Raw genomic sequence first — 15,007 nt, 5'->3', positions numbered from 1 at the left:
AAATGTTTAATAAAAAAATCGTAAGAGACAAATCATAAAATAGTGTTTATGAGGGAAGTTGGTAGATTTGCTACAATTTTTAATCCACTGATAGTATGAGCAATATCTACCGATTCTTTTATAATCAGTTCTGCCTGGTGGTATATTGTTGGCTTGCATTGGTGTTGCCAGCCGCAGCCCAGATTTCCATTACTGCTTCCGGTGTACCTGTTACGCAAACTTTCGATGCGTTGCCCAAAAGCAGTACGGCGACATTTACTCAGAACATAACTATACCGGGGATTTATACTGAATACGCTGGAACGGGCACTACAATTACCGCAAGTGACGGATCGGCAGCAACAAGTGCTTTATATAGCTTTGGTACGGGTATTGCCAACGACCGGGCCCTGGGGGCGATAGGGTCCAGCACGGCCACAACCGGCAATTTCGTTCATGGACTTCGCTTAAAAAACAATACAGGCTCTACGATTACTTCACTTCAAATTAATTATACCGGTGAACAGTGGCGTACTAGCCAGGCAGCAGCTCAGACGATTAGCTTTTCCTATCTGGTATCAGCAACGCCCATTACAAGCCTAAGTGTAAACGCTGCTCTTCCAGCCAGTTATACGGCTGTAACGGCTTTGGACTTTACCGGACCAATTTCTGGCACCAGCGTTGCTGTTGGGGCACTTAATGGGAATTTAGCCGCTAATCGTACTGCCAGAACAGCCACTCTTTCCGGCCTTTCTATTCCTGCTGGTTCAGAAATAATGTTACGCTGGTATGATCCTGATCAAACAGGTAACGATCATGGCTTAGCGATCGATGACATAGCCGTAACGGCTACAACGACCGGACCGACCCCGAATCAGACATTATCGGTTGCACCAGCCAATATAACCGGATTGTCAACTTTTGTTGGAGTCACCTCAACGCCGGGTTCATACACAATTACAGGACGTAACCTTAGTGGGCCTGTTACTCTGTCGGTTACGGCAGGAATAGAGATCAGTAATGACCCGATCGGTAGTATTTATACACCAACTATTTCAATAACGCCGATTGCAGGAAATATCGATCAAGCCATTAAGGTTCGTTTGACAGGAGCCGCTGTTGGCCCCGTTAGTGCAACTGTTACGAACACAGCTACGACAACGGCAGGAACGGCCCGTATTGTAGTCGTGGTAACGGGCACAGTCGGTGATCCTAACGTACCCAGAACGTCCATTGCAACTGTCCGAAGCCAGCGCGATGGGACATCGACGTTAACCCTGCCCGGTGGTAAAATAGGTGGTCGGGTCACAGTAAGCAGCCAGTTTGGGGGTAATCTGTTTTATATGCAGGATGTTACCGGCGGTATTTCTGTCTTTAACAGTACAACAGCTGTAGGAGGACTGGTTCAGTTAGGAGATTCCATTCAGGTGATAGGTACTGTTAACACCTATCAGGGTGCACGGGAGCTTGATATTACCAGCTATACGATCGTTGCCGGGACCCCCAAAATTCCAACTCCCAGAGTGATATCGGTTAGTCAACTGTCTTCGAATGAAGGCCAGCTGGTACAGCTTCAAAATACCACAATCGGTGGAACAGGAGCCACCTTTGCCAGCACGACTTATTCGCTTTCTGCCGTATCAGGTATCGGAACGCTCTTCATCAAAGCACAGTCGGAGTTGAATGGCGCTAGTAAGCCAGCGGGACCGGTAACGATCGTGGGTATTGCGGATCGTGTTACCAGTGGTACCGCCACGATCACCGAATTGTTTCCCCGAATTTTAGCTGATGTGTCCGGGTCCAGCCTGGCCGATCAGGCTTGTGGCGGAACGGGCGGGTCAGGTTTATCAACTGATCAGACATTTGACATTGCTACCTGGAATATTGATTTTTTCGGTGCCGATGCTGGTTCAATTGCCTGCACAACAGCACCCACTAGCCGACCTTACCCTGATCAGGGACCTACCGACGAGGACAAACAGGCACGAAACGTAAAAACAATCCTACAGCGATTAAACGCCGATATTATTGTTAATGAAGAAGTGAGCGATGAGGCTCGTTATGCTGGCGTTGTCAGATCGCTGCCAGGTAGTTACAGCTATGTATGCTCCGATAAGTTCTCCTATTATTTCCAGAATGAGTGCGATCAGGCAATCAATAGCGATGGAACGGTTTTTGGCCCGACCAAATTCGCCCAAAAAGTATGCGTGATGTATAATACGGCGACTGTAACGCCAGTTCTTGCCGAAAGTAAACCACTTTTGACAAGCAAATACAGCTACCCAAGCAGCAATAGTTGGGAATCGGGGCGATTGCCTTATCTGTTTGTTGCAGATGTCACGGTTAATGGACAGACCCGTAAAATTCACGTTGTCGGTATCCACGCTAAATCGGGAAGTGCAGCCGCCGATTATAGCCGCCGGAAACAGGATATTATTGATCTGAAGGCCGAACTGGATCAAAATTATCCGAAGGCGAATCTGATTATGATCGGTGATTTTAATGACCGGATTACAACATCCATGACAACTGGTCAGCCGTCTTCCTATGCTAATTTTGATCAGGATGCCGCTAATTACCGGATTATCACCAAACCGCTTGAAACAACGGGTTGTGTTACCGTCAATTCATCGGCTGGTTTTGTTGACCACATAGCCATTGCCAATGAACTCGCACAGGCTTACATTAGCAATTCAGCAAGCGTATTACGACCAACAACCGGTATTGAAGGGCCTTATGCCAGTACAACCTCCGATCACAATCCGGTGTTGGCCCGGTTTAATTTGGGTACTTTACAGGGTCCTTTGACGGTTAAACTCACGGCCGATCCTGCTCTGGTGACAACAGGTACAACAACATTATCCGCAACAACGTCGGGTGGTACCGCGCCATTCAGCTATACGTTTACCGGGCCAGGAACGATTACGCTAAGTGGCAATACGGCTAGTGTTACCAGTTTGACGGCTTCGGGGGTAAAATCATTTACCGTTAAAGTGTCAGATGCAGCCGGCCAAACTGCTTCGGCAATTACATCAGTAACGGTAACCAATGGTACGGGTACAATTGGCCTCTGCGATAACCTGTTTATGGGCACAGGAGCAGGTTTTTCGAATACAACGGGCTGTAACAATGTAGCGCTTGGTCCTGAAGCACTCTTTTTAAATCTGATCGGTAGAAACAATGTAGCCGTGGGCGACTCGGCGGGTTATCAGAATCTGGCATCTGGTAATACGTTTGTTGGTGCCAAAGCTGGTTTGAGCAATACGACCGGTGAACGGGCCACGTTTGTCGGCGATTCGGCTGGCTTTTCGAGCAATGGCTTATCGAATACGTTTATTGGTTACAAAAGCGGTCTTAACACGACCGCTGGCAGTTTCAATACCTTTCTGGGCACACAGGCCGGTTTGAGCAATACGACCGGTAGTTATAATCTCTTCGTGGGCGACAACGCTGGGGCAGGCAATACGACAGGCCGCGAAAACTTGTTTTTGGGACCTAGTGCAGGTTTCACGAACACCGCTGGCCGCTTCAATACTTTCTTAGGCCTTTATAGTGGTTATGGCAATATCAATGGAGAAAATAATGTCTTCCTGGGCTATCATTCGGGTTTTAACAACCTAAATGGAAATTTCAACCTGTTTATGGGAACTGAAACGGGCTATACCAACACGTCGGGCGTATATAACACGTTTGTGGGTAACGGAGCAGGATATTATAACCAGACAGGTAGTAATAACACACTGGTTGGGCTCAATAGCGGCTTTAAAACCACGGGTTCCGACAATGTGATGATTGGCGGAGCGGCAGGTCTAGAGAATACGCTTGGCAGTCAAAATACTTTTTTGGGTACCGGAGCTGGTGTAAGTCCAGCTAATCCTGCCCTGATCAATGCGACTGCAATCGGGTATGAAGCAGAGGTATCGGCCAATAATAGCGTTGTGCTGGGAAAGGGAGCCAACGTAGGCATTGGTACTTCAGCACCGACAGCTAAACTCGAAATTGTTAGCGGAAGCGCTGGAACGTCGGGTCTTAAATTGACAAATTTGCCAATAGGGACAGCTACTACGTTAAGAACCACCAAATTTCTTACTGTTGATGTAGCCGGTAATGTCGTTTTAGGTAATATCACTAGTGGAGCTCGAGAGGGTGAAACCACGACTGCCGCTTTCTGGGAGCGCAATGGTCAGGTACTTCGTAGTATGGATGGTAATTCCGTTGTTATCGGTACCAGTTTTAATAAAACCCCGAAAGGATATAAGCTTTTTGTCGAAGAAGGAATTCTGACTGAAAAAGTAAAGGTAGCGCTCAAAAATACATCAGAGTGGTCTGATTATGTATTCGCAACCGATTACCGGCTTAAGCCATTAGCTGAAGTGGCCGCCTACATCCGTCAGCATCGGCATTTGCCGGGAATACCTTCGGCTACCGAGGTGGTTGAGCAGGGTGTTGATCTGGGTAAGATGAATGCCAAATTACTGGAGAAAATAGAAGAGTTAACCTTATACAGTATACAACTGGAACAATCGAATCAAAAACAACAGCAGGAGTTACAGGCTGTTAAGGAGAAACAGGCTCATTTAGAGCAATTACTTCAGGAACTTATAAAAAATAAATAGCTCGTATATGCCTCTCAGGTAATGCCTGCCAAAATTATCTTACGTGTAAGTAGCAGTTTTGGCACGGTGTAAGCTGGAATATCCTTACTTATCGTGTTGTTACTGAAAACGCCACCTTTTTTAACGAATGGTGGCGTTTTGTTGATGGTATTTTTTTTGCATTAATACCGATCACGAAATATGAAAAAAAATACTTAGTTGAGCGCATTTGGCATGTTATGTGGTGCAACTAGGTCAGGTAATCAACGTCCCCTCAACATAAATTCTATGAAAGACCTCAAACTGCCAACACTATGACCCCACAATCACAAAATCACTTTCTGACGATTATTGGTACCGCAATAACTGACCATCGGGTTATCCAAATCAAGCATAATAGTATTTGGCGAACTGTTGAACCCTATATGGCCGGATTGCACAAAGAATCACAAATGCCAAGTCTGTATGGATTTTGCCGTGACGTAATACCAACGCTCTATACAGATAAGGATAATCGGTGGCAGATCTTTCGTTTTAGTGACATTGAAGACATTGAATTGACGTATTATGAATTTCGGCCTCATCTAGAATACACGGGTAACTACGACCGAATGCAACCCGTATATATGAAACTGGCCCCCGGTCTACCTGCTGGCCGATGATAAAGTGTGTACTGAAACCAGCTCGGGTCTGCTAAAGGTATCAAGCTGCAGTTGCCATTACGTTCGCTACAGGATACAGGTAGCGAACGTTTTTTTTATGGATAATACGAATGAGATTATGGTAAAATGTAGGTTTTATTGTATAATAGCTCTTTATGCTTATTAATTAGCGTCATATAAGACAAAAAGGTACTTTATCGCCGAACAAAAGCCCCCATAAGTCTATTTATTATAGACAAACAGTGCTCTAAGCAGCCTCTACAGTTCTATAGTTTGGGCTTAAAGACATTTCTCAAGGGCTATGACAACACATATGAATGATTCGGTAGTGTGGGCGCACAATCCTAAAAATGTAGCGTTTATTGGCGATTATCTCCCCCGTCAATGTGGCATTGCTACATTTACTTCTGATCTATATAAATCCTATAACTCATTCATTCCCGACTCGCGGGCAATGGTTGTATCGGTTAATGATACACCCGATGGATACGATTATCCCAGCGAAGTTCGATACGATTTTTATCAGCATGATCAGGAAGCTTACCGTAAAGCTGCCGAATTTCTGAATGCGAAGGATACTGAAGTCGTTTGTCTACAACATGAGTATGGTATTTTTGGTGGTCCGGCCGGTAGCTATATCCTGACGCTGCTACGAAACCTTAACATGCCGGTTGTAACAACATTCCATACAATTCTTAAAAACCCGAATGAAGAACAATTACTCGTGCTGAAAAGCATTGCAGACCTTTCGTCAAGAGTAATCTGTATGTCTGAAAAAGGCCGTGATTTTCTGATCAACATCTACGAAGTACCCGAAGAAAAAATCGACCTTATTCCGCATGGCATTCCCGACATGCCATTTGTCGATCCGCATTTTTATAAGGATCGCTTCGGTATGGAGGGAAAACAAACATTGCTGACATTCGGACTTCTGTCGCCAAATAAAGGCATCGAAAACGTGATACGTGCCTTGCCGCGCATCGTGAAGCAGTTTCCGAATGTGGTTTATATGGTACTTGGGGCTACGCATCCGCATCTGATTCGCAATGAGGGAGAAGTCTATCGTGATAGCCTGAAAAAACTGGCCGATGAGTGCGGTGTGCGCGACAATGTACAATTCTACAATCAGTTTGTTGAACTTGACGATCTGCTGGAATACCTGGGTGCGGCAGATATTTATGTAACTCCATACCTCAATCCAGCCCAGATAACGTCCGGAACGCTTTCCTATGCGTTTGGTTGTGGCAAAGCTGTCGTGTCAACACCTTACTGGCACGCTGAAGAGCTGCTGGCAGAAGGCCGTGGTGTTCTGGTGCCGTTTGGCGATTCGGAAGCTATTGCCGATCAGATCATTAACCTGCTTACCGACGAACCGACCCGCCATGCCATGCGTAAGAAAGGATACATGATGGGACGCGATATGATCTGGGAGCGCGTGATTCAGGAATATGCCGGATCATTTGCGAAAGCACGTCGGGAGCGTATGTCCACAATTAACAATCAGACTCCTTACGATATGGGAGGAAATGGCAGTGCCGCTTTCAAACTTCCTGAAATCCGACTCGATCATTTATACCGCCTGACCGATTCTACGGGAATTGCCCAGCATGCCCGCTATCATTTGCCTTTTTATGAAGAAGGCTATTGTACCGACGACAATGCCCGAGCGCTAATTCTGGCGATTACACTTCAGGAAGCTGGTCTGAGCGACCGTAAACTGAGTCAGGCTGCTGATAATTACTGTGCATTCCTGAATCATGCCTATACGGAAGATCACCGGCGGTTCCGTAACTTTATGAGCTATGACCGCCGTTGGCTCGAAGAATTCGGTTCTGACGACAGCACCGGACGAACCATCTGGGCACTCGGTGTTTGTATTGGTCGTGCAACGGATCGAAATGCCGTTACCTGGGCAATGAGCTTACTGGAAAAGGTACTTCCTACCATTGCCGATATGACATCACCCCGTGCCTGGGCATTCGCATTATTAGGCATTTACGAATATCAGAAACGGTTCAATGACGATCGGTTGGCGAAAACGATTCAACGTCAGTTGCTGGATAAGCTGATGTTCCGGTATTCGGAAACGGCAACGGAAGATTGGCCCTGGTTCGAGAACGTTTTGTCATACGATAACGCTGTGCTGGCTCATGTTCTAATCCGTTCGGGCGATGAACGGTTAGCTGAAATCGGGTTGCGGTCATTGCGCTGGTTAGTGAACCTGCAAACGTCGGAACGTGGTCATTTCCAGCCTATTGGGTCTAACGGGTTTTATACAAGAGGCCAGAGCCGTGCCTATTTCGATCAGCAGCCATTAGAGGCTCAAAGTACAGTATCAGCCTGTCTGGCCGCTTTCGATATAACAGGCGATGATCAGTGGCATCGTTCTGCAATCCGTGTGTTCAAATGGTTTACGGGTCTTAATGACCTGAGCCTGCCTATTTATGATCAGCAAACGGGCGGTTGCCGCGACGGTCTGCATATCGATCGGGTAAATCAGAATCAGGGAGCCGAATCGACCCTATCGTATCTATTGTCGTTAGCCGAATTATACAACACCCAGAAACGACGTTTGGAAGCAAAATCGGTGAATGTTGCCCTTACGTCGCTGGTAAACGGATAATGATTGAGTAATTGAATCGTTGACTTATTGAGTTTACGCAAAATCGGCTAAATTCAATCGTTCAACGATTCTACTATTCAGCAATTTAACGTACATGAGTATAAAAGCCACCCGAACAGGCATTGTGCTTAGGCCTGACCCCACCCGCGTTTTGTTTCGCCCTTTTGAATTGGGTAGTACTACGCGCAATCTTAAAATTATTGCTCGGGTTGGCGGTATGACCGACGAGGAAGCCGAACAGAAACTTGACGAAGTAATCCGCGAATTTGGGGGACGTCACTATAAGCTCGAACGTTTTTTGTTACAGCGTTTTGAGCAGATTAAACCACAATTGCTGACCGATGAGCCATTAACGCTCGAACGAAAGCTATTACTGGGGGCCTACTTCACAATGGAGTACTCGCTCGAATCGGCTGCGCTGTTTAACCCATCCATGATTTGGCACCCCGATCAGAGCAATGTGCCGCCAGGCTATAAGCGCTTTATTTTAAGCCTTCGGGCAACGGGGGAGGGGCACATTTCCTCAATCTCGTTTCGGATGGGGTATATTGATGAAGAGGGTAAAATTGTGTTGAGAAAGCCCTCCCGTTATGTTACATCGCCCGAAATTGTGTCGAACCACCGCTTCAATCGTGCTCAGTTTGAGCGTAAATTGTATGAACTACGGCTGGAAAACAGTATTCAGGAAAAAATGATGGCTGGGCTTGGGGATGAGTTTAGCCTCCCTGAACTTGACGCGCAGATCAAACGGGTTTCTGCACAATATCGTTATAATGCTGAATATGAGACAATTGCCGGTGGTTTGCTGGCGCTTGCCAAGTCGAACTACGAAATTCACTTCGAAGAGGATCAGAGCCTGGATGAGCGCTGTATTTTCCCGACCTCGCCTAATGAAACGAATGGTATTGAAGATGCCCGTTTCGTGCAATTCACTGACGACAATGGCGAAGTGACCTACTATGCCACCTATACGGCCTACAACGGTAAAGTTACTTTCCCGCAACTGCTCGAAACGAAAGACTTTACACACTTTAGCATCAGCACACTGAACGGCGCTGAAGTGTCCAACAAAGGCATGGCGTTATTCCCGCGTAAGATCGGAGGGCGATACGTCATGATATCCCGGCAGGATGGTGAAAATATCTATCTGATGTATTCAGATGATCTGTATTTCTGGCAAACAAAAGAACTGATCCTGAAGCCAACCTACAACTGGGAGTATGTACAGCTTGGTAATTGCGGATCACCTATTGAAACCGAAGCCGGTTGGCTGGTGCTCAGTCACGGCGTTGGTCCAATGCGGAAATATGCCATTGGCGCTTTCTTACTTGATCTGAACGACCCCGGTAAAGTAATCGGCCGTACCACAGAGCCAATTCTAAGTCCTGATGAAAATGAGCGCGAAGGCTATGTGCCTAATGTGGTGTATAGCTGCGGTGGACTACTTAATGGTCGTGAACTGATCATTCCCTACGCCATGTCTGACTATGCCAGTAGCTTCGCAACGGTAAATATTGATGAATTGTTGGCGGAATTGGTTGGGCAGAACAAACCAGAAGTCGTGAACTCGCAGGAAGTAGTTTCGTAAATACTGGCAAGGCTATCAGTTATAGTTTTGCCGATCATATAAGTAAAAGTAGATAAGGGCTTTGGTACTGAGTGTTTCTGCTGCCGGCGGAAACCAGTGCCAAAGCCCTTATTCATTTATATATATTTCGAAGAAAACGGATAATTAAAGCCATGTTATTTTTTACGAGTTAAATACTCCTTTATTTCTTTTAGGTATAAATACGCACTGATTAGCGCAATAGGTATTTTTCTAGGTAAATGTAACTAATCTAATTTTTAGATAAGATTTTTGGTCATTTGGTAAGATTTTTTAGACTCAAAAAAACAATATTATTACTCATTTAGTTACTATAAATTTTTAGGGAATTTTAATTTTTAATCCCATTTTAATGTGTATGTTATAGGTTGATTATCAAAATATTAAATTCATATTAAGTAAATATATCAGAAAAGGTAATAAGCCTTACTATTTATTCGGCATAACCTACAGAATAGGAAATTTTGTTGTGAATTAATTTTTGTACAATTTTGATATAAGTTTCTTTGTAAACTTATTATTAACCTAGACGAATTTGCTTTATGAGAAAACTTCTAATGGCGCAGCTAATGCTGTGCTTTTTCAGCTTGCCGTTGCTGGCCCAGGACATAGCAGTCAGCGGTAAAGTCACATCGACAGAAGACGGATCACTACTTCCTGGAGTAAACATTACCGTAAAAGGTACATCGCGGGGGGCAAGTACAAATGCCAGCGGTGAGTATGAGTTAAATGCACCAGCGGGCTCAACGCTGGTTTTTAGTTTCATAGGCTTCATCTCACAAGAAGTTAAACTTGGTAACCAATCAATTATTAATGTAAGTCTGGTATCCGATGCTGCGCAACTTCAGGAGGTTGTCGTAACCGCGCTTGGTATTAAACGGGATGCGAAATCAATATCGTTCGCTACGCAACAGGTCAGCGCTGAGCAACTGACTGTAACCCGTCAACCCGACGCGGCTAATGCACTGGCGGGTAAAGTGGCTGGTTTGCAGGTACTAAGCCAGGCGGGTTCAAAACTTGGTTCAGGGGCCGTTGTTCGTATTCGCGGAGCAGCTTCACTGGTCGATAAAAACCCGCTCTACGTAATCGACGGTACCCCGCTAACCAGTGATAGCGATACCCCTGGTTCACTGGATATTAACTCAGATGACATCGAAAATATCTCTGTTTTGAAAGGGCCTAACGCAACGGCCCTGTATGGTCAGCGTGGCGATGCGGGGGTTATTGTGATCACGACAAAAAAAGGGCTGAACCGAAAAGGGATTGGAGTCGACATTAACAGTACGACGACTTTCGAGCAGATTAACATTATCCCTAAGTATCAGAACCAATATGGGGGCGGTGGGGAGGCTGACTGGCGTACGTTTACCTGGGCAGCAGGCAATCCGGCAGAATGGAAGGCGCTTGATGGAAAGCGGTACCACGATTATTCGGATGATGCGTCGTGGGGCCCAAAAATCGACGGTGGTGAGTATATCCCGTGGTATTCCTGGTACCCGAACAATCCGTATTCGTTTAAGACGGCTGCTTATACCGCACAGCCAAACAACGTCCGCGATTTCTACAACACAGGCCGTTCGTTTAACAACAGCATTAGCCTGAAGGGCGGTGGGGCTGGTTATACGTTGCGTATGTCGTACACGAATCTAGACCAGACAGGTATTTTACCCAGTACGTCGCTGAAACGGAATTACATCACGGCGGCAAGTACCTTTGATTTAGGGCAACACCTGACAGCAGGGGTTAACCTGAACTTCACGACGGAGCACTTACTGGGCAATTTTGGTGATGGATACGGTAACTATTCCGGAGCGGGCTCATTCAACCAGTGGTTTCACCGTGATCTTGACATGGGCATTATCAAAGAGTTACAGGATTTCAGAACACCAACGGGAAATTTTGCCAGCTGGAACCACACGAACCCCACAGCAACAACTAACTTCACTTCGGCTGGTTTTAACAAGGGGAATTACTGGTACAACTGGTATTCGTATCTGAATAGTATTAACAATACGAACAACCGTGACCGACTGTTTGGTGATGTGAACCTGACATACAAACTGAACGACCATTTTCGCGTACAAGGCTGGATGCGCCGGAATCAGCGCAACTCGAATTACGAGAATAAATTGCCAACGATCATTGAAACAAGTGGTGGTCAGACAGGCCAAAAAGCGACCTATGCAACAGGTCAGATCACAGAGCGCGAAGATAACTACGAGTTCTTGGCTACCTATGATAATCACTTTGGCGAGTTTGATCTGAATGCCAACGTCGGAGGAAACATTCGCGACAATATGTACACACGCGTCGATCTGTCTACGAATGGTGGATTGTTTGTGCCGGATTTGTTTACCATCGGTAACTCTCTTCAGGCGTTTACGCAAACAAATAACCGCTTCCGCAAAACCGTTCGCAGTGCTTATGCACGGGCTTCGTTGGGATGGCGTAGCCTGGTATATTTAGAAGTAACAGGACGTAATGACTGGAGCTCGGCATTACCGGCCAATAACAACTCCTACTTCTATCCATCGGTGGGTGGCAGCTTCGTGTTCTCCGAGCTAACCCGAGGGGCGCTTCCATTTCTGTCGTTTGGTAAACTACGCGGTAGCTGGGCACAGGTCGGATCAGACCTGAATCCATATCAATTGGCATTGACTTATGCTGTTGATCAGGCCAAATACAATGGCGTTAATAGCCTGATGACAACGCCTAACTTATTGCCCAATGCTGGCATCATCCCGTCGTTATCGTCGGCTTACGAAGCGGGGATCGACTTGCGCTTCCTGAAAAGCCGTCTGGGTTTAGCGGTTACATACTACCACGAAAATAAAATCAATGAGATCCTGAACGTCGATGTAACGGCTACCAGTGGATTTACCCAAAAAGTAATCAATGCAGGACGGATCGAGCGGGATGGGATTGAAATTCAACTGGATGGCAAACCCGTTGTTGGTAAAAACTTCAACTGGGATATGACCCTGAACTTTGCCGTAAACAATTCGCGGATTATTAGTCTGGCTCCCGGTGTAAATTCCATTCAGGCAACATCAGCTATACCGTTCGGTCAGACCTCTCAGTCCTACACGACCAACGATGCGTTTAATTATGCCTATGTTATTCACTCGACCGGTGTCGATAATGGCGGAAACAACCGTTGGGGACAGCTTCGTGGTAATGGTATTGTCTACAAAAATGGTCAGCCTGTGCTGAATTCTGATGGCACATACCAGTTCGCGACAAACCAGTACTTTGGCTCTGTACTGCCAACGTTTACGGGTGGTTTTGTGAATACAATACGGTATAAAGACATTTCGCTTGCGTTCAGTATTGACTATCAGAAAGGTGGTAAATACTTCTCGTTGTCGAACTTCTGGGGAACCTATTCCGGGCTTTATGCTGAAACCGCTGCGACGAACGACAAAGGCAAAAATGTTCGGGATGAGGTAGCCGATGGCGGTGGTGTACATGTAAAAGGCGTTAACGAAAATGGCGAAGCTGTTGATACGTATGTTGGAGCCTATGACTACTATCACCAGTTTGGGAATAACTCAATCATCGACAATTCGGTGTTCGATGCGTCGTATGTAAAACTGCGTGAAGTAAGCGTGGGTTATCGGTTACCAATCAGAGCAAACAAATTTGTTCAGAGCATCAATGTCTCTGTAGTGGCTCGTAACCCCTGGTTGATCTATGCAACCAATCGTAACATAGATCCATCAGAATTGTCGCAGCGTTTTGGTGAGAATGGCCAGCAGCCTGGCACACGCTCACTTGGTTTCAACATTCGGTTAGGTCTCTAAAAACAGCCTGGGCTGATCGCATCGGCTCAGCTTATCCATAAGCTTTCACATGATAACGATAAAAAATAAAGTTCTGGCGCTCAGCCTGCTCACTGCATTGGGTTTTATGACCAGTTGCAGCGATTTTGGTAATGAAAACGTAACGCCCAATGCGGCTCTTACGCCAGTTACGTCGGCTCTGCTGACGGAGGCTATTACGGGCGTTCCACCGACAACCGCAACGGGAGCCTTGTTAGATGGGGTAGCCGGTCGTTTGACTGGATTGGCCCCTGAGCCACGTTTGTTTGCGCAATACTGGTCGCAGACTCAATACCCTGAAAACTCACTTTACTCGACAACGTTTGCCGACTGGAGCCGATACTATGCCGTTACGCTTGAGGATCTGCAAACGATTATCAATTACAATAATGATCCGGCTACGAAAGCTTATGTGGCACAGTTTGGCTCAAACAACAACCAATTGGCCATTGCCCGAATCCTGAAAGCGTATATATACTGGGTAACGACGGATCGTTGGGGCGATATTCCATACTTCGGTGCGTTGAAGCAGGATACACAGGTTAAATATGATTCACAGCAGGCCATTTATGCTGACCTCTTCAAGGAACTGAAAGAAGCGTCTGCTCAGTTTGACGGCGGTGCGGTGTTTAGCGGTGATATCATCTATAGCGGCAGTGTGGCAAAGTGGAAGAAATTTGCCAATTCGATGCGGATGCTGATGGCTCTTCGACTCACGAAAGTAGATCCGGCTACCGCCAAGACAGAGTTCACGGCTGCGTATGCGGATGCGGGGGGCTATATAAGCGCCAATGCTGATAATGCGCTTGTGGCTTATACGGATGCGAACCAATTCCGCAATCCTGATAACGCCTTGTTTGATGGTCGTGATGATTATGGCGTTAGTGATGTATTGGTTAATAAGCTGAAAGACCTGAGCGATCCGCGGTTACCGGTTTATGCCGCACCGACTACGGCTGGTGACTACTCCGGATTGCCTTACGGCCTGAACCGTAATCTGTTGATTCAGTATACAGGGGCGAATGATTTCTCGCGGCCGGGAACCAAAATCCTGGCAAAAACGCAGCCGGGCTATATAATTACGGCCTCGCAAATGTTACTTGCCAAGGCAGAAGCAGCCGTTCGTGGCTGGATTACCGATGATGCCACGGCTGCCTACAATGCGGCTATTCGGGCATCCTGGGAGCAGTATGGGGTGTATGACGCAGCTAAGTTCACGGCTTATACGACCAGTGCAAAAGTTGCCCCAACAACAGCCGACTTCCTGGCTAAAATCGGTGACCAGCGTTGGATTTCACTTTACCCGAATGGTACTGAAGCCTGGACAGAGTGGCGTCGTACGGGTTATCCCGATCTAAAACCAACGCCATATGCTGTAAACGAAAGCAAGCAGATTCCGCGCCGATATGGCTACCCAAACACCGAGCCAACACTGAATACAGCAGCCTATAATGAGGCAATAGGCAAGCTGGCAAATGGTGATAAAACGAGCTCCCGTATTTGGTGGGATAAGTAATTTTTGATAGTTAGTGGCACTTTTTCGAAGCGGAGACTTTTTTGGAGTCTCCGCTTTTGCTTTTAGGGTATATGGTTATCTGGTAATATGCTTTGTAATTCTATTGTGTATTCGGCTTTATGGCTTATTTATCTTGTTTTAGAAATTGACCTATCAATTAAGTATAAATATGGTGACTCATTGAGATGACTTTAAGCAATTCTTA

Annotated in this window: 6 protein-coding genes; all 6 read left to right on the top strand. The window is 46.2% G+C overall.

From position 1 onward, the window contains the following. Positions 1-95: 95 nt before the first annotated feature. On the top strand, positions 96-4,595 hold the full coding sequence (locus tag GJR95_RS13160; RefSeq protein ID WP_162386300.1) for an endonuclease/exonuclease/phosphatase family protein: 4,500 nt from the start codon (positions 96-98) through the stop codon (positions 4,593-4,595). A gap of 293 nt (positions 4,596-4,888) precedes the next feature. Then, positions 4,889-5,236 carry a WYL domain-containing protein gene (locus GJR95_RS13155; RefSeq protein WP_162386299.1) on the top strand — a complete coding sequence of 116 codons (348 nt, stop codon included), beginning with the start codon at positions 4,889-4,891 and terminating at the stop codon, positions 5,234-5,236. Positions 5,237-5,537: 301 nt separating this feature from the next. Then, a complete protein-coding gene (locus GJR95_RS13150; protein WP_198424841.1) occupies positions 5,538-7,859 on the top strand; it encodes a glycosyltransferase family 4 protein in 2,322 nt (773 codons plus the stop codon). A gap of 94 nt (positions 7,860-7,953) precedes the next feature. Beyond that, positions 7,954-9,447, top strand: a complete 1,494-nt coding sequence (locus tag GJR95_RS13145; protein ID WP_162386298.1) for a glycoside hydrolase family 130 protein — start codon at positions 7,954-7,956, stop codon at positions 9,445-9,447. Between the two features lie 560 nt (positions 9,448-10,007). Continuing rightward, positions 10,008-13,268, top strand: coding sequence for a SusC/RagA family TonB-linked outer membrane protein (locus GJR95_RS13140; RefSeq protein WP_162386297.1), 3,261 nt, complete (start codon positions 10,008-10,010; stop codon positions 13,266-13,268). A gap of 49 nt (positions 13,269-13,317) precedes the next feature. Then, on the top strand, positions 13,318-14,802 hold the full coding sequence (locus GJR95_RS13135; RefSeq protein WP_162386296.1) for a SusD/RagB family nutrient-binding outer membrane lipoprotein: 1,485 nt from the start codon (positions 13,318-13,320) through the stop codon (positions 14,800-14,802). The last annotated feature ends 205 nt before the right edge of the window (positions 14,803-15,007 follow it).

This window comes from Spirosoma endbachense, assembly GCF_010233585.1.
In the GTDB taxonomy this organism is placed as follows: domain Bacteria; phylum Bacteroidota; class Bacteroidia; order Cytophagales; family Spirosomataceae; genus Spirosoma; species Spirosoma endbachense.
The sequence above is the reverse complement of the archived record's forward strand: the minus strand, read 5'-3'. Positions and strand labels throughout refer to the sequence as shown.

Excerpts from the sequence above, each read along its gene's own strand:
- GJR95_RS13150 (WP_198424841.1), top strand. The coding sequence starts at position 5,538 with ATGACAACACATATGAATGATTCGGTAGTGTGGGCGCACAATCCTAAA.
- GJR95_RS13160 (WP_162386300.1), top strand. The coding sequence starts at position 96 with ATGAGCAATATCTACCGATTCTTTTATAATCAGTTCTGCCTGGTGGTA.
- GJR95_RS13155 (WP_162386299.1), top strand. The coding sequence starts at position 4,889 with ATGACCCCACAATCACAAAATCACTTTCTGACGATTATTGGTACCGCA.
- GJR95_RS13135 (WP_162386296.1), top strand. The coding sequence starts at position 13,318 with ATGATAACGATAAAAAATAAAGTTCTGGCGCTCAGCCTGCTCACTGCA.
- GJR95_RS13140 (WP_162386297.1), top strand. The coding sequence starts at position 10,008 with ATGAGAAAACTTCTAATGGCGCAGCTAATGCTGTGCTTTTTCAGCTTG.
- GJR95_RS13145 (WP_162386298.1), top strand. The coding sequence starts at position 7,954 with ATGAGTATAAAAGCCACCCGAACAGGCATTGTGCTTAGGCCTGACCCC.